Annotated in this window: 15 protein-coding genes; all 15 read left to right on the top strand. The window is 55.9% G+C overall.

All coding sequences use genetic code 11. The annotated features are described in order from the left end of the window. The first annotated feature begins 1 nt into the window (after window position 1). Complete coding sequence (wzc, locus tag KGP25_RS15635; RefSeq protein ID WP_048028312.1) at window positions 2-2164, top strand: tyrosine-protein kinase Wzc; 2163 nt, start codon at window positions 2-4, stop codon at window positions 2162-2164. A 116-nt stretch (window positions 2165-2280) separates the two neighbouring features. Continuing rightward, complete coding sequence (gene wcaA / locus KGP25_RS15630) at window positions 2281-3123, top strand: colanic acid biosynthesis glycosyltransferase WcaA (RefSeq protein ID WP_045908626.1); 843 nt, start codon at window positions 2281-2283, stop codon at window positions 3121-3123. Then, on the top strand, window positions 3123-3614 hold the full coding sequence (wcaB, locus tag KGP25_RS15625; RefSeq protein WP_039025009.1) for a colanic acid biosynthesis acetyltransferase WcaB: 492 nt from the start codon (window positions 3123-3125) through the stop codon (window positions 3612-3614). The genes wcaA and wcaB overlap by 1 nt, the downstream gene beginning before the upstream one ends. Beyond that, entirely contained in the window at window positions 3611-4828 is a 1218-nt protein-coding gene (gene wcaC / locus KGP25_RS15620; protein ID WP_223539248.1) for a colanic acid biosynthesis glycosyltransferase WcaC, read from the top strand. The genes wcaB and wcaC overlap by 4 nt, the downstream gene beginning before the upstream one ends. After that, on the top strand, window positions 4803-6023 hold the full coding sequence (gene wcaD / locus KGP25_RS15615; RefSeq protein WP_045908624.1) for a colanic acid polymerase WcaD: 1221 nt from the start codon (window positions 4803-4805) through the stop codon (window positions 6021-6023). The genes wcaC and wcaD overlap by 26 nt, the downstream gene beginning before the upstream one ends. Before the next feature lie 16 nt (window positions 6024-6039). After that, entirely contained in the window at window positions 6040-6786 is a 747-nt protein-coding gene (gene wcaE / locus KGP25_RS15610; protein ID WP_008499420.1) for a colanic acid biosynthesis glycosyltransferase WcaE, read from the top strand. A gap of 15 nt (window positions 6787-6801) precedes the next feature. After that, a complete protein-coding gene (wcaF, locus tag KGP25_RS15605; protein ID WP_048224018.1) occupies window positions 6802-7350 on the top strand; it encodes a colanic acid biosynthesis acetyltransferase WcaF in 549 nt (182 codons plus the stop codon). 24 nt (window positions 7351-7374) lie between these two features. After that, window positions 7375-8496, top strand: a complete 1122-nt coding sequence (gmd, locus tag KGP25_RS15600; RefSeq protein ID WP_003863514.1) for a GDP-mannose 4,6-dehydratase — start codon at window positions 7375-7377, stop codon at window positions 8494-8496. Window positions 8497-8498: 2 nt separating this feature from the next. Beyond that, window positions 8499-9464 carry a GDP-L-fucose synthase gene (locus KGP25_RS15595; RefSeq protein ID WP_013097874.1) on the top strand — a complete coding sequence of 322 codons (966 nt, stop codon included), beginning with the start codon at window positions 8499-8501 and terminating at the stop codon, window positions 9462-9464. 2 nt (window positions 9465-9466) lie between these two features. Further along, window positions 9467-9946 (top strand): GDP-mannose mannosyl hydrolase, encoded by a 480-nt coding sequence (locus KGP25_RS15590; RefSeq protein WP_045418617.1) that lies wholly within the window; start codon window positions 9467-9469, stop codon window positions 9944-9946. Further along, window positions 9943-11166, top strand: coding sequence for a colanic acid biosynthesis fucosyltransferase WcaI (gene wcaI / locus KGP25_RS15585; RefSeq protein WP_223539247.1), 1224 nt, complete (start codon window positions 9943-9945; stop codon window positions 11164-11166). Before KGP25_RS15590 ends, wcaI begins: the two co-directional genes overlap by 4 nt. A 3-nt stretch (window positions 11167-11169) precedes the next feature. Further along, window positions 11170-12606 (top strand): mannose-1-phosphate guanyltransferase, encoded by a 1437-nt coding sequence (cpsB, locus tag KGP25_RS15580; protein ID WP_045908620.1) that lies wholly within the window; start codon window positions 11170-11172, stop codon window positions 12604-12606. A 111-nt stretch (window positions 12607-12717) separates the two neighbouring features. Further along, window positions 12718-14088, top strand: coding sequence for a colanic acid biosynthesis phosphomannomutase CpsG (gene cpsG / locus KGP25_RS15575; protein WP_223539246.1), 1371 nt, complete (start codon window positions 12718-12720; stop codon window positions 14086-14088). Between the two features lie 46 nt (window positions 14089-14134). Continuing rightward, a complete protein-coding gene (gene wcaJ, locus KGP25_RS15570) occupies window positions 14135-15529 on the top strand; it encodes an undecaprenyl-phosphate glucose phosphotransferase (protein ID WP_045908619.1) in 1395 nt (464 codons plus the stop codon). Between the two features lies 1 nt (window position 15530). After that, window positions 15531-17009: a colanic acid undecaprenyl disphosphate flippase WzxC gene (wzxC, locus tag KGP25_RS15565; protein ID WP_032646471.1), complete on the top strand. Its 1479-nt coding sequence runs from the start codon at window positions 15531-15533 to the stop codon at window positions 17007-17009. Window positions 17010-17017: the final 8 nt, after the last annotated feature.

The following is a 17017-nucleotide window of genomic DNA, read 5'->3' as shown; positions in this document are numbered from 1 at the left end:
AATGACCGAAAAAACAAGACCTTCTGCCGCCCCGACTTCGGGCAGTGATGAAATTGATATTGGACGCCTGGTCGGCACTGTTGTCGAGGCAAAGTGGTGGGTGCTGGGCATTACTGCCGTGTTTGCCGCGGCGGCCGTCGTCTACACGCTGTTTGCCACCCCCATCTACAGCGCCGATGCGCTGGTGCAGATCGAGCAGAATACCGGCAACTCGCTGGTGCAGGACATTGGCTCTGCGCTGGCGAACAAGCCGCCGGCCTCCGATGCTGAAATTCAGCTCATCCAGTCACGTCTGGTACTGGGTAAAACGGTCCATGACCTTGGGCTTGATATCTCCGTCACCAAAAATACCTTCCCGATCTTTGGTGCGGGCTGGGATCGGTTGATGGGCAGAAACAACGACACGGTAAAGGTCACTGACTTTGTGCTGCCAAAAGGGGCGGCCGATCAGACCTTTACCCTGACGGTACTTGGCCCGAAACAGTACCAGCTGACCAGCGACGCGGGCTTTAGCGCGCGCGGTGAAGTGGGGCAGATGCTCACCAAAGATGGCGTCAGCATGATGGTCAGCGCGATCAATGCCCAGGAGGGCGGTGAATTCACCGTCACGAAATTCTCCACGCTGGGGATGATCAACAATCTGCAAAACAACCTGACCGTCACCGAAAACGGTAAGGATACCGGCGTGCTGAGCATGACCTTTACCGGTGAAGATAAGGATCAGATCCGCGACATCCTGAACAGCATTACCCGCAACTATCTTGAGCAGAACGTCGAGCGTAAGTCTGCTGAAGCGGCGAAAAGCCTGGCCTTCCTCGCGAAACAGCTCCCGGAAGTACGCGGCCGTCTGGATGATGCCGAGAACAAGCTGAACGCCTACCGTCAGGATAAAGACTCCGTTGACCTGCCGCTGGAGGCAAAATCGGTCCTCGATTCGATGGTCAATATTGATGCGCAGCTTAACGAGCTGACCTTCAAAGAGGCGGAGATTTCCAAGCTTTACACCAAACGCCACCCGGCCTACCGCACCCTGCTGGAGAAACGCCGCACGCTGGAAGAGGAGAAGGCGAAGCTCAATGACCGCGTGACCGCGATGCCGAAAACCCAGCAGGAGATCGTGCGTCTGACCCGCGACGTGGAGTCCGGACAGCAGGTTTATATGCAGCTGCTGAACAAGCAGCAGGAGCTGAAAATCACCGAGGCAAGCACCGTGGGTGACGTGCGCATCGTCGACCCGGCCATTACCCAGCCTGGCGTGCTGAAGCCGAAGAAAGCGCTGATCATTCTCGGCAGCATTATTCTCGGCCTGATGCTCTCCATCGTTGGCGTGCTGCTGCGTTCGCTGTTCAACCGCGGTATCGAAAGCCCACAGGTGCTGGAAGAAAACGGTATCAACGTCTATGCCAGCATTCCGCTGTCTGAGTGGCAAAAATCCCGTGATAGCGTCAAAACCATCAAAGGCGTTAAGCGTTACAAACAGAGCCAGCTGCTGGCGGTGGGTAACCCAACCGACCTCGCTATCGAAGCGATCCGCAGCCTGCGCACCAGTCTGCACTTCGCCATGATGCAGGCTAAAAATAACGTCCTGATGTTAACCGGCGTCAGCCCGTCAATCGGTAAAACCTTTGTCTGCGCCAACCTGGCGGCGGTGGTCAGTCAGACCAACAAGCGTGTGCTGCTTATCGACTGCGATATGCGCAAAGGCTACACCCACGAACTGCTGGGTACCAACAACGTTAACGGTCTGTCGGAAATCCTGCTTGGCAAAGGTGATATCAGCCAGAGCGCGAAGCCCACTACGGTGCCGAAATTTGACCTGATCCCTCGTGGGCAGGTGCCGCCTAACCCGTCCGAGCTGCTGATGAGCGAGCGCTTTAGCGAACTGGTGGAGTGGGCGAGCAAAAACTACGACCTGGTGCTGATCGATACGCCGCCGATTCTGGCCGTGACCGACGCGGCCGTTGTTGGCCGCCATGCGGGTACCACGTTGATGGTGGCGCGTTACGCGGTGAACACCCTGAAAGAGGTGGAAACCAGCCTGAGCCGCTTCGAGCAGAACGGGATTGAGGTAAAAGGGGTGATCCTGAACTCCATCTTCCGTCGCGCGACCGGCTATCAGGATTATGGCTATTACGAGTACGAATATAAGTCTGACAGTAAATAACAAAACACCCCCCCTCACTCTAACCCTCTCCCCTGAGGGGAGAGGGAACTGTCCGGTGCCGCCTTTCACCCTCTCCCCTTAGGGGAGAGGGGCGGGGTGAGGGGTAGGAGGAAAAAATGACCACACAACGCCCTTTGATTTCTATCTATATGCCGACATGGAATCGTCAGCAGCTGGCGATCCGCGCAATCAAGTCGGTGTTACGTCAGGATTACGATAACTGGGAGCTGATCATCGTGGATGACTGCTCTTCCTCGTATGAACAGCTGCAAAAATTTGTGACTGACCTCAACGACCCGCGGGTGGTTTATACACATAACGCCATTAACTCCGGCGCCTGTGCTGTGCGTAACCAGGCGATTATGCAGGCCAAAGGGCAGTATCTGACCGGCATCGACGACGACGACGAATGGACGCCGAACCGCCTGTCTGTCTTCCTGTCGCATAAAGAGCAGCTGGTCACGCACGCGTTCCTGTATGCCAACGACTATGTCTGTCAGGGCGAGGTGTACTCGCAGCCTGCCAGCCTGCCGCTCTATCCGAAATCACCGTACTCTCGCCGCCTGTTCTACAAGCGCAACATCATTGGTAACCAGGTCTTCACCTGGGCGTGGCGCTTCAAGGAGTGCCTGTTCGATACCGAACTGAAGGCTGCGCAGGATTACGATATCTTTCTGCGGATGGTGGTGGAATACGGCGAACCGTGGAAGGTCGAAGAGGCCACGCAGATCCTGCACATCAATCACGGGGAGATGCAAATTACCTCCTCGCCGAAAAAATTCTCGGGCTACTTCCATTTTTACCGCAAGCACAAGGACAAGTTTGACCGTGCCAGCCGTAAATATCAGCTCTTTACCCTCTATCAGATCCGCAATAAGCGCATGAACTGGCGCACGCTGCTGACGCTGTTGTCCGTTCGTAACGGCAAGCGCCTGGCTGATGGACTTCGGGGGAAATAATGTTTCTGGAAGATTGCCGCGCTAACAGCTGGAGCCTGCGTCCGTGCTGCATGGTTCTGGCGTACCGCATCGCGCACTTTTGCTCGGTGTGGCGTAAGAAAAATGTCCTGAACAACATCTGGGCGGCACCCGTGCTGGTGCTGTATCGCATCATCACCGAATGCTTTTTTGGCTATGAAATTCAGGCCGCGGCCACCATTGGCCGCCGCTTTACCATCCATCATGGCTATGCGGTGGTGATCAACAAGTTCGTGGTCGCCGGGGATGATTTCACCATCCGCCATGGGGTGACCATTGGCAACCGTGGGCCAGACAGCCTGGCCTGCCCGGTCATTGGCAATAACGTCGAGCTGGGCGCGAACGTGGTGATCATTGGTGACATTACGATTGGTAACAACGTCACGATTGGTGCGGGCAGCGTGGTGCTGGACACCATTCCGGATAACGCGCTGGTGGTGGGAGAAAAAGCCCGCGTGAAGGTGATTAAATGAATATTCTGCAATTTAACGTACGCCTCGCAGAAGGCGGAGCGGCAGGGGTAGCGCTGGATCTTCACCAGCGCGCGCTGCAAAAAGGACTTCAGTCTCGTTTTATTTACGGCTATGGCAAGGGCGGCAAGAAAAGCGTCAGTCACGATAACTTCCCGCAGGTGCATAAGCACACGCCGCGCCTGACCTCAATTGCCAATATCGCGTTATTCCGTCTGTTTAACCGCGATCTGTTTGGCAACCTGAATACGCTTTATCGCACGGTGACCCGCACTACCGGCCCAGTTGTGCTGCATTTTCACGTGCTGCACAGCTACTGGCTGAATCTGGAAGAGGTGGTGGCGTTCTGTCAGAAGGTGCAGGCCCACAAGCCCGACACCCGCTTCGTCTGGACGCTCCACGATCACTGGAGCGTAACCGGCCGTTGCGCGTTTACCGACGGCTGCGAAGGCTGGAAAAACAATTGCCAGAAATGCCCGACGCTGAGCAACTATCCGCCGGTGAAGGTGGATCGCGCGCACACGCTGGTGGCCGGCAAGCGCCAGCTTTTCCGCGACATGCTCTCGCTCGGCTGCACGTTTATCTCCCCGAGCCAGCACGTGGCCGATGCCTTCAACAGCCTGTACGGGGCAGGGCGCTGCCAGATTATTAACAACGGCATCGACGTGGCGACGGAAGCCATTCTCGCCGAGCTGACGCCGGTGGCAGAAACCGCGGGCAAACCGAAAATCGCTATCGTAGCGCATGACCTGCGCTACGACGGGAAAACCAACCAGCAGCTGGTGCGCGACATGATGGCGCTGGGTGACAAAATTGAGCTCCATACCTTCGGCAAATTTTCACCGTTCGAAGGGGCTAACGTGGTGAACCACGGGTTTGAAACCGATAAGCGCAAGCTGATGAGCGCGCTGAATGAAATGGATGCGCTGGTATTCAGCTCCCGCGTGGATAACTACCCGCTGATCCTCTGTGAAGCGCTCTCCATCGGCGTGCCGGTGATTGCCACCCACAGCGATGCGGCACGCGAAGTGCTGGAAAAATCGGGTGGGAAAACTTTTGCCGAGCTGGAGGTCCTGCCGCTGGTGCAGTTGCCAAAGGCGCAGATCGCTCAGGCTGTTTTTGGCACTGACCTGGAATCGTTCCGCAACCGCAGCCGCAAGGCCTACAGTGGACAACAGATGCTGGAGGAGTATGTCTCGTTCTATCAGAATCTGTAGTTATCTGCTGCTGCCGCTGATCTATCTGCTGGTCAACGTCAAAATTGCCCAGCTCGGCGAAAGCTTTCCGATAACCATCGTCACCTTCTTGCCCGTTCTGCTTCTGCTGTATGTCGATAAAATCAACCTGAAGAAGCTGATGATTGCCTTAGGGTTGGGCACGGGCCTGACGCTGTTCAACTACATCTTTGGCCAGTCGCTGGATGCCAGTAAATACGTCACCTCGACCATGCTGTTTGTTTATATCGTTATTATTATCGGAATGGTCTGGAGTATTCGCTTCAAAACGATTTCTCCGCACAATTATCGGAAAATCCTCAGGTTCTTTTATATTGCCGTTGCGTTAATTGTTATGCTTGCTGCCATGGAGATGGCGCAAATTATTCTTACCGGCGGCAGTAGCCTGATGGAGATAATTTCGAAATATCTCATTTACAGCAACAGCTATGTTTTGAACTTCATCAAGTTCGGCGGGAAGCGTACCACGGCCCTCTATTTTGAACCGGCGTTTTTCGCTTTGGCGTTAATCTCAATTTGGCTCAGCATCAAACAGTTTGGTATCAAAACGCCTAAGACCGATGCTATGATTCTTGCAGGAATCGTTCTGTCTGGATCGTTCTCAGGGGTAATGACATTTATCCTGTTTTACCTGCTGGAATGGGCGTTTCAGTACCTGAACAAAGATGCGATTAAGAAAAAACTGCCGCTGGCGATTATCTCCCTGACGGTATTTATGGTGGGCGTGATATTTGCCTTCCCATACATCTCAGAACGACTGGGTGATTTGGGAACGGAAGGCTCATCGTCCTATTATCGCATCATTGGACCGCTGGTGATGGTGGGTTATTCCTTAACCCATATAGATGGTGTAGTAAGATTCGGCTCACTTTACGAATATGTTGCATCATTCGGAATCTTTAACGGTGCGGATGTCGGTAAAACCATAGACAATGGTCTGTATCTGTTAATTATTTATTTTTCGTGGTTCGCCGTACTGTTGACGCTGTGGTATCTGTTTAAAGTTTTCAAAATGATGATTAACGCGTTCGGGGATAACCAGAACTTTCGCGTGCAGCTTTATCTGTTTACGCCGGTGTCGCTGTTTTTTACCGGGTCAATATTTAGTCCGGAATATGCTTTCTTGATTGTCTGTCCGTTTATTCTGCGCAAAGCGCTTAATATTACGAACGTATGACGAAATGAGGTGATTTATGTTTCTTAGCGTCATTACTGTCGCTTTTCGTAATTACGAAGGGGTGGTAAAAACCTGGCGCTCGCTGCGCAACCTGGCGCGCGATCCAAGCCTCACCTTTGAGTGGATTGTGGTCGACGGCGGCTCGAACGATGGCACGGCGGAGTTTCTGGAAAAACTCAACGGTGAGTTCAACTTACGTTACATCAGCGAGAAAGATAAAGGCATTTACGATGCGATGAACAAAGGCATCAATATGGCGCAGGGCCGTTATGCCATCTTTCTGAATTCGGGTGATATTTTCCATGATGACGTGGCGCTGTTTGCCCGTCAACTGGCGCGCCAGAAAGAGGACGCCATGTATATTGGCGATGCGCTGCTCGATTTTGGCGACGGACATAAAGTGTGCCGCAGCGCGAAGCCGGGCTGGTATATCTATCACAGTTTACCCGCCAGCCATCAGGCCATTTTCTTTCCGGTAAAAGGTCTGAAAAAACAGCCTTACGATTTGCAGTATAAAGTGTCTTCCGATTATGCGCTGGCCGCCAGTCTCTATAAGTCAGGTTACCCGTTCCGCCGAATTAAAGGGCTGGTATCTGAATTTTCAATGGGTGGCGTGTCAACCTCGAATAATCTGGAATTGTGCCAGGATGCCAAAAACGTGCAGCGTAAAATATTACGCGTGCCGGGGTTCTGGGCGGAATTATCTTATTTTTTACGCGTGCGCACCACGAGTAAAACGAAAGCCTTATATAACAAAGCCTGAATATAAGGAAACGTAATGCAGGATCTGAAGGGTTTCTCCGTACCGAAAGGTTTTCGGGGGGCGGGCGGTATTAAAGTGCAGTTATGGTGGGCCGTTCAGGCCACCTTATTTGCCTGGTCACCACAAATACTGTACCGCTGGCGAGCATTTTTATTGCGTCTGTTTGGCGCAAAAATAGGAAAAAACGTAGTCATTCGGCCCTCGGTGAAAATTACCTACCCCTGGAAATTAACGCTTGGGGATTACGCCTGGGTAGGGGATGACGCGGTGTTATATACCTTGGGCGAGATTACGATTGGCGCAAATTCGGTGGTTTCACAGAAATGTTATTTGTGCACCGGCAGCCATGACTTTATGAGTCAGCATTTTGATATTACCGCTTCGCCTATTGTGATTGGCGAAAAATGCTGGCTGGCAACGGATGTTTTTGTTGCACCGGGTGTTTCTGTTGGCGATGGCACGGTCGTTGGTGCCCGCAGCAGCGTTTTTAAATCGCTACCGGCAAATAAAGTTTGCCGTGGCAACCCCGCAGTGGTGATACGCGAACGCGTTGAAACTGATTAAATTCATAAGTAGAGGAATATAAACATGTCTAAAGTCGCTCTCATCACCGGCGTTACCGGGCAGGATGGTTCTTACCTGGCAGAGTTACTGCTGGAAAAAGGTTATGAAGTACACGGTATTAAACGTCGTGCGTCTTCTTTCAACACCGAACGTGTCGATCATATTTATCAGGATCCTCACGCGGCGAACCCGAAATTCCACCTGCACTACGGCGACCTGACCGATACCTCCAACCTGACCCGTATCCTGCAGGAAGTGCAGCCGGATGAAGTCTACAACCTGGGCGCGATGAGCCACGTTGCGGTCTCCTTCGAGTCTCCGGAATACACCGCTGACGTGGACGCCATGGGTACGCTGCGTCTGCTGGAAGCGATTCGCTTCCTCGGCCTTGAGAAGAAAACCCGTTTCTACCAGGCATCCACCTCTGAGCTGTACGGTCTGGTGCAGGAAATTCCACAGAAAGAGACCACGCCGTTCTATCCGCGCTCTCCGTACGCGGTAGCTAAACTGTACGCTTACTGGATCACCGTGAACTACCGTGAATCCTACGGCATGTACGCCTGTAACGGCATTCTGTTCAACCACGAATCTCCACGTCGCGGCGAAACCTTCGTGACCCGCAAAATCACCCGCGCTATCGCCAACATTGCGCAGGGTCTGGAATCGTGCCTGCACCTCGGCAACATGGACTCCCTGCGTGACTGGGGCCATGCCAAAGACTACGTGAAAATGCAGTGGATGATGCTGCAGCAGGAACAGCCAGAAGACTTCGTGATCGCCACAGGCGTGCAGTACTCCGTTCGTCAGTTCGTTGAAATGGCTGCTGCGCAGCTGGGCATCAAGCTGCGCTTCGAAGGCACCGGCGTGGAAGAGAAGGGCATCGTGGTTTCCGTGACCGGCCATGACGCACCGGGCGTGAAGCCAGGCGACGTGATTGTACAGGTTGACCCGCGCTACTTCCGTCCTGCTGAAGTGGAAACCCTGCTGGGCGACCCAACCAAAGCGCACGAGAAGCTGGGCTGGAAACCAGAAACCACTCTGCAGGAGATGGTTTCCGAGATGGTAGCCAAAGATCTTGAAGCAGCGAAAAAACACTCCCTGCTTAAGTCTCATGGCTACGAGGTTGCTATCGCGCTGGAGTCCTGAGAATGACAAAACAACGTATTTTTGTCGCCGGTCATCGCGGAATGGTGGGTTCCGCGATTGTTCGCCAGCTCGAACAGCGCGGTGACGTCGAAGTGGTTGTCCGCACGCGCGACGAGCTTAACCTGCTCGACAGCCGTGCGGTACAGGACTTCTTTGCTAACGAACGCATTGACCAGGTGTATCTGGCGGCGGCGAAGGTGGGCGGCATTGTTGCCAACAACACCTACCCGGCGGATTTCATCTACGAAAACATGATGATTGAGAGCAACATCATTCACGCGGCGCATCTGCACAACGTGAACAAGCTGCTGTTCCTCGGCTCATCCTGTATTTACCCGAAAATGGCGAAACAGCCGATCGCCGAAAGCGAGCTGCTGCAGGGTACCCTGGAAGCCACCAACGAGCCGTACGCGATTGCCAAAATTGCCGGGATCAAGCTGTGCGAGTCCTACAACCGTCAGTACAACCGAGACTATCGCTCGGTGATGCCGACCAACCTGTACGGACCGCACGACAACTTCCACCCGAGCAATTCGCACGTGATCCCGGCGCTGCTGCGTCGTTTCCACGAGGCAACCGCCGAGAACGCGCCGGATGTGGTGGTGTGGGGCAGCGGTACGCCGATGCGTGAATTCCTGCACGTGGACGACATGGCTGCGGCCAGCATTCACGTGATGGAGCTGGATCGCGAAGTGTGGCAGGAGAACACCGAGCCGATGCTGTCGCACATCAACGTGGGCACCGGCGTGGACTGCACCATTCGCGAGCTGGCGCAGACCATCGCGCAGGTGGTGGGCTACAAAGGCCGCGTGGTGTTTGATGCCACGAAACCGGACGGCACGCCGCGCAAACTGCTGGACGTGACCCGTCTGCATCAGCTGGGCTGGTATCACGAGGTGTCACTGGAGCAGGGGCTGGCAAGCACCTATCAGTGGTTCCTGGAAAACCAGCACCGCTTCCGGGGGTAATGATGTTTTTAAGTCAGGAAGATTTTGCCACGGTAGTGCGTTCCACTCCGCTCATCTCGATTGATTTGATCGTGGAGAACGAACGCGGCGAGTTCTTGCTGGGGAAACGAACCAACCGTCCTGCGCAGGGCTTCTGGTTCGTGCCCGGTGGGCGCGTGCAAAAGGATGAGACGCTTACCGATGCGTTTGAGCGTCTCACTCTGGCGGAACTGGGTCTGCAGCTGCCGATGGCAGCGGGCCAGTTTTACGGGGTCTGGCAGCACTTCTATGACGATAACTTTTCAGGCACCGGGTTCACCACGCACTACATCGTGCTGGGGTTCCGCCTGAAGGTGAGTGAGGCAGACCTGCGTCTGCCTGATTCTCAGCACGACGACTACCGCTGGCAGACGCCAGAGGCGCTGCTGGCGAGCGACAATGTGCATGACAACAGTCGCGCCTATTTCCTCGCTGAACGTCAGTCCGGGGTGCCGGGCTTATGAAGATCCTCGTATACGGAATCAACTACTCGCCGGAGCTAACCGGTATCGGGAAATACACCGGCGAGATGGTCGAGTGGATGGCGAGCCAGGGACATGACGTGCGGGTCATTACCGCGCCGCCGTACTACCCGGAATGGAAAGTGGGGGAGCGCTACTCAAGCTGGCGCTACCGTCGCGAAGAGGGTGTAGCGACCGTCTGGCGCTGTCCGCTGTATGTGCCTAAGCAGCCCTCAACGCTTAAACGATTGATTCATCTCGGCAGCTTTGCCCTGAGCAGTTTCTTCCCGCTGATGGCGCAGCGTCGCTGGAAGCCGGATCGCATCATCGGCGTGGTGCCGACGCTGTTTTGCACGCCGGGCATGCGTCTGCTGGGCAAACTCTCCGGGGCGCGCACCCTGCTGCACATTCAGGATTATGAAGTTGACGCCATGCTGGGCCTGGGGATGGCAGGCAAAAGCAAAGGCGGCAAGGTGGCGAAGCTCGCCAGCGCGTTTGAGCGCAGTGGCTTACACAACGTGGATTACGTCTCAACGATCTCGCGCTCGATGATGAACAAGGCGCAGGAGAAAGGCGTCCCGGCGGAGAAGGTGATTTTCTTCCCGAACTGGTCCGAAGTGGCGCGTTTTCGCGACGTGACTGAGCAAGACGCTCAGGCGCTGCGCGCGCAGCTCGGTTTGCCTGAAGATCAAAAAATCATTCTTTACTCAGGCAACATCGGCGAAAAGCAGGGGCTGGAGAGCGTGATCGAGGCGGCTCAACTGCTGAACGAACATCCATGGATGTTTGTGATTGTCGGGCAGGGTGGTGGAAAAGCGCGGCTGGAAAAAATGGTCAGCGAACGCGGCCTGACCAACGTGAAATTCTTCCCGCTTCAGTCTTACGAGGCATTGCCTGCGCTGCTGAAGATGGGCGACTGCCATCTGGTGGTGCAAAAACGCGGCGCGGCGGATGCGGTGCTGCCGTCCAAGCTGACCAACATTCTGGCAGTGGGCGGTAACGCGGTGATTACGGCCGAAGCCGAAACTGAATTAGGCCAGCTGTGTGACAGCTATCCGGGGATTGCCGTGTGCGTAGAGCCGGAATCGGTCCCGGCGCTGGTCACCGGCATTGAACAGGCACTTGCCATGCCAAAAATGAACACGGTGGCACGTGAATATGCCGAACGCACGCTCGAGAAAGAGAACGTGCTGAGCCAATTTATTGCAGATATACGGGGATAAATCATGAGTCAAACCACTTTGTATCCGGTTGTGATGGCTGGTGGCTCTGGTAGCCGGTTGTGGCCGCTGTCCCGCGTGCTCTATCCAAAACAGTTCCTCTGCCTGAAAGGGGATCTCACCATGCTGCAGACGACGGTAAACCGTCTCCACGGCGTGGAGTGTGAAAGCCCGGTGGTGATCTGTAACGAACAGCACCGCTTTATCGTTGCCGAGCAGCTGCGCCAGCTGAACAAACTCACAGAAAATATCATCCTGGAGCCTGCCGGACGCAATACCGCACCGGCTATCGCCCTGGCGGCGCTGGCAGCAAAACGCAGCAGCCCGGACTGTGACCCGTTGATGCTGGTGCTGGCGGCAGACCATGTGATCCAGCAGGAAGAGGCCTTCCGCGACGCGGTGCGTGCGGCCATTCCTTACGCTGAGAGCGGCAAGCTGGTGACATTCGGTATCGTGCCGGATCTGCCGGAAACCGGCTACGGCTACATCCGTCGCGGCAACGTGACGCCGGGTGAAGGCGACAGCGTGGCGTTTGACGTGGCGCAGTTCGTTGAAAAACCGAATCTGGAAACCGCGCAGGCGTATGTCGCCAGCGGGGAATATTACTGGAACAGTGGGATGTTCCTGTTCCGCGCCGGACGCTATCTGGAAGAGCTGAGCAAATATCGTCCGGATATTCTGCAAGCCTGCGAGAAAGCGATGGCGGTGGTGGACCCGGATCTCGACTTTATCCGCGTGGATGAAGAAGCCTTCCTCGCCTGTCCGGAAGAGTCCATTGACTATGCGGTGATGGAGCGTACGGCAGATGCCGTTGTGGTGCCGATGGATGCGGGCTGGAGCGATGTCGGCTCCTGGTCCTCCCTGTGGGAGATCAGCGCCCATACCCCGGAGGGTAACGTCCATCACGGTGATGTCATTAGCCACAAAACGGAAAACAGCTACGTCTACGCCGAGTCTGGCCTGGTCACCACGGTCGGGGTGAAAGATCTGGTGGTGGTCCAGACCAAAGACGCCGTGCTGATTGCCGACCGTAACGCCGTGCAGGACGTTAAAAAAGTGGTGGAGAAGATCAAGGCGGATGGCCGTCACGAGCACCACATTCATCGCGAAGTCTACCGTCCGTGGGGGAAATATGACTCCATTGACGCAGGCGACCGTTATCAGGTGAAACGCATCACCGTGAAGCCGGGCGAGGGGCTGTCGGTGCAGATGCACCATCACCGCGCCGAGCACTGGGTGGTGGTCGCGGGTACCGCCAAAGTCACGATCGACGGTGAAGTCAAACTGCTGGGTGAAAACGAGTCCATTTATATTCCGCTGGGGGCGACGCACTGTCTGGAAAACCCGGGGAAAATTCCTCTCGACTTAATTGAGGTGCGCTCCGGTTCGTATCTGGAAGAGGACGATATCGTGCGCTTCCAGGACCGCTACGGACGGGTGTAGCCCTCAGTATCATGCCCGGTGGCGCTGCGCTTACCGGGCCTACGAATGACAAAAAAATCAATTTGGCCATTGAGTGGTCAGGACCGACTGTTGCCTGAAAAAGGGGTCATCATGGAAAAATTAACCTGTTTTAAAGCCTACGATATTCGCGGCAAGCTGGGCGAAGAGCTGAATGAAGACATTGCGTGGCGCATTGGTCGTGCGTACGGCGAATATTTAAAACCGCAGACCATCGTGCTGGGCGGCGACGTGCGTCTGACCAGCGAATCCCTGAAGCTGGCTCTGGCGAAAGGGCTGCAGGATGCGGGCGTGGACGTGCTGGACATCGGTCTTGCCGGAACCGAAGAGATTTACTTTGCCACCTTCCACCTGGGGGTGGACGGCGGTATTGAAGTGACGGCCAGCCACAACCCGATGGACTACAACGGCATGAAGCTGGTACGCAAGGGCGTCCGCCCGATCAGCGGCGACACCGGCCTGCGCGACGTGCAGCGCCTGGCGGAAGCCAACGATTTCCCGCCGGTGAACGAGGCGAAGCGCGGCAGCTACAAAAAAATCAACCTGCAGAAAGAGTACATCGACCACCTGCTGGGCTACATCAACGTGGCGAACCTGAAGCCGCTGAAGCTGGTGATTAACTCCGGTAACGGCGCGGCCGGCCCGGTTGTCGATGCCCTTGAAGCGCGCTTTAAGGCACTGAACGTGCCGGTGACCTTCGTGAAAGTGCATAACACCCCGGACGGCAACTTCCCGAACGGTATTCCTAACCCGCTGTTGCCGGAGTGCCGCGACGACACGCGTAACGCGGTGATTGAGCACGGCGCGGACATGGGTATCGCCTTTGACGGTGATTTCGACCGCTGCTTCCTGTTCGACGAGAAAGGGCAGTTCATCGAGGGCTACTACATTGTCGGCCTGCTGGCAGAAGCGTTCCTCGAGAAAAACCCGGGCGCGAAAATCATTCATGACCCGCGCCTGTCCTGGAACACCGTCGACGTGGTGTCTGCCGCAGGCGGCACGCCGGTGATGTCCAAAACCGGCCACGCCTTCATCAAGGAGCGCATGCGCGAAGAAGACGCCATCTACGGCGGCGAGATGAGCGCCCACCACTACTTCCGGGACTTTGCCTACTGCGACAGCGGAATGATCCCGTGGCTGCTGGTCACCGAGCTGCTGTGCCTGAAGGGGCAGACCCTGGGCGAGCTGGTGCGCGACCGTATGGCGGCGTTCCCGGCGAGCGGGGAGATCAACAGCAAGCTGGCGCAGCCTGCCGAGGCGATTGCCCGCGTGGAGCAGCACTTTGCGATTCACGCGCTGGAAATTGATCGTACCGACGGCATCAGCATGGCGTTCCCGCAGTGGCGCTTTAACCTGCGCTCGTCCAACACCGAGCCGGTGGTGCGCCTGAACGTGGAGTCCCGTGCGGACACCGCGCTGATGGAAGCCCGAACGAAGGACATTCTGGCGCTGTTGAATCAGTAATAACTGCCCCTCCCGGTGGGAGGGGGAACCGAATACAGGAACAACGATGACGAATCTAAAAAAACGCGAACGAGCGAGAACGAATGCATCGTTAATCTCTATGGTGCAGCGTTTTTCTGATATCACCATCATGGTCGGTGGATTGTGGGCGGTGTGTCGGATCAGCGGGCTGCCGTTCTTATATATGCATCTTCTGATGGCCCTGATTGCGCTGGTCGTGTTTCAGATGATCGGCGGAATGACCGATTTCTACCGCTCGTGGCGCGGCGTCAAAATGACCACCGAACTGATGCTGTTGCTGCAGAACTGGACCCTGAGCCTGATCTTCAGCGCAGGCCTGGTGGCGTTCAGCCATGATTTTGATAATCGCCTCGTGACCTATCTCTGCTGGTATCTGTTGAGCAGCGTCGGCATGGTAGTGTGCCGCTCCCTGATCCGCTTTGGCGCAGGCTGGCTGCGCAACCGTGGCTATAATCGTCGCTTTGTGGCGGTAGCAGGCGATCTGCCCGTCGGCAGGGTGCTGCTCGACAGCTTCCGCAAAGAGCCGTGGTTAGGCTTTGAAGTGGTCGGGATTTATCACGACGCGAAGCCTGGCGGCGTGCCTGCCGACTGGGCGGGCAACTACGACCAGCTGATTGACGATGCGAAGGCCGGCAAAATTCACAACGTCTACATCGCCATGCAGATGAAAGACGACTCCCGCATTAAGCAGCTGATGCGCGAGCTGGCGGATACGACCTGTTCAGTGCTCCTGATCCCGGACGTGTTTACCTTTAACATCCTTCATTCGCGTATTGAAGAGGTGAACGGCGTGCCGGTCGTACCGCTGTACGACACGCCGCTGTCCGGTATTAACCGCGTGCTGAAGCGTCTGGAAGATATCGTGCTCTCTTCGCTGATTCTTCTGCTCATCTCTCCGGTGCTGTGCTGCATTGCCCTCGCGGTGAAGCTGAGCTCTCCTGGACCGGTTATCTTCCGTCAGACCCGCTACGGCATGGACGGTAAGCCGATTATGGTGTGGAAATTCCGCTCCATGAAGGTGATGGAGAACGACAAGGTCGTGACCCAGGCCACGCAGAACGATCCGCGCGTCACCCGCGTCGGGAACTTCCTGCGCCGCACCTCGCTGGATGAACTGCCACAGTTTATCAACGTCTTTACCGGCGGGATGTCGATTGTTGGCCCGCGTCCGCACGCGGTGGCGCATAACGAGCAGTACCGCTCGCTGATTGAAGGCTACATGTTGCGCCATAAGGTGAAGCCGGGCATCACCGGTTGGGCGCAAATCAACGGCTGGCGCGGCGAAACCGACACGCTGGAAAAAATGGAAAAACGCATCGAGTTCGATCTGGAGTACATCCGCGAGTGGAGCCTATGGTTCGATATCAAGATTGTTTTTCTGACTATCTTCAAAGGTTTCGTGAACAAAGCGGCGTACTAAGATGAGCTTACGTGAAAAAACCATCAGCGGCGCCAAGTGGTCAGCGATGGCGACCATCGTCATCATTGGCCTCGGCCTGGTGCAGATGACGGTGCTGGCGCGCATTATCGATAATCACCAGTTCGGCCTGCTGACCGTCTCGCTGGTGATCATCGCGCTGGCCGATACGCTGTCTGACTTTGGTATCGCCAACTCGATTATCCAGCGCAAAGAGATCAGCCATCTTGAGCTGACCACGCTCTACTGGCTGAACGTGGGGCTGGGGATTTTCGTGTTTGTGCTGGTGTTCCTGCTGAGCGACACCATCGCCAGCGTGCTGCACAACCCGGATCTCGCCCCGCTGATGCGCACGCTGTCGTTTGCGTTCGTGGTGATCCCGCACGGGCAGCAGTTCCGCGCGCTGATGCAGAAAGAGCTGGAGTTCAATAAGATCGGCATGATCGAGACCAGCGCCGTGCTGGCGGGCTTTACCTTTACCGTCGTGAGCGCCCATTTCTGGCCGCTGGCGATGACCGCCATCCTCGGTTACCTGGTGAACTCTGCCGTGCGTACGCTGCTGTTCGGCTACTTTGGACGTAAAATTTACCGTCCGGGACTGCATTTCTCTCTTGCGTCCGTCTCGTCCAACCTGCGCTTTGGCGCGTGGCTGACGGCGGACAGCATTATCAACTATGTGAATACCAACCTCTCGACGCTGGTGCTGGCACGTATTCTCGGTGCGAGCGTGGCGGGGGGCTACAACCTGGCCTACAACGTCGCGGTGGTGCCGCCGATGAAGCTGAACCCAATAATCACCCGCGTGCTGTTCCCGGCGTTTGCCAAGATTCAGGACGACACCGAAAAGCTGCGCGTTAACTTTTACAAGCTGCTTTCGGTGGTGGGGATTATCAACTTCCCGGTGCTGCTGGGGCTGATGGTGGTGTCCAGCAACTTCGTGCCGCTGGTGTTTGGCGAGAAGTGGAACGGTATTATCCCGATCCTTCAGCTGCTGTGCGTGGTGGGGCTGCTGCGCTCCGTGGGGAACCCGATTGGGTCCCTGCTGATGGCAAAAGCGCGCGTGGACATCAGCTTTAAATTCAACGTGTTCAAAACCTTCCTGTTTATTCCGGCAATTATCGTCGGCGGGCACATGGCGGGCGCCATTGGCGTGACGCTGGGCTTCCTGCTGGTGCAGATCGTCAATACCGTTCTGAGCTACTTCATCATGATTAAACCGGTGCTGGGCTCCAGCTACCGTCAGTACATCCTGAGCCTGTGGCTGCCGTTCTATCTCTCATTGCCGACCCTGGCGGTGAGCTACGGTCTGGGCGCGATCCTCAGCGGCCATCTGCCGCTGGCCGCTCTGCTGGCGGTGCAGGTTGCCGCGGGGGCGCTGGCCTTCGTCGTGATGATCGTACTTTCTCGCAATGCGCTGGTCGTTGAGATGAAGCGCCAGTTTTGCCGTAACGAAAAAATGAAAACGCTGCTTCGCGCAGGCTAGTTCTTTAA

The sequence above is a fragment of the Enterobacter sp. JBIWA003 genome (genome assembly GCF_019968825.1).
GTDB lineage: Bacteria > Pseudomonadota > Gammaproteobacteria > Enterobacterales > Enterobacteriaceae > Enterobacter > Enterobacter quasiroggenkampii.
Note: the sequence above shows the minus strand (reverse complement) of the source record. Positions and strands in the feature narration are given on the sequence as shown.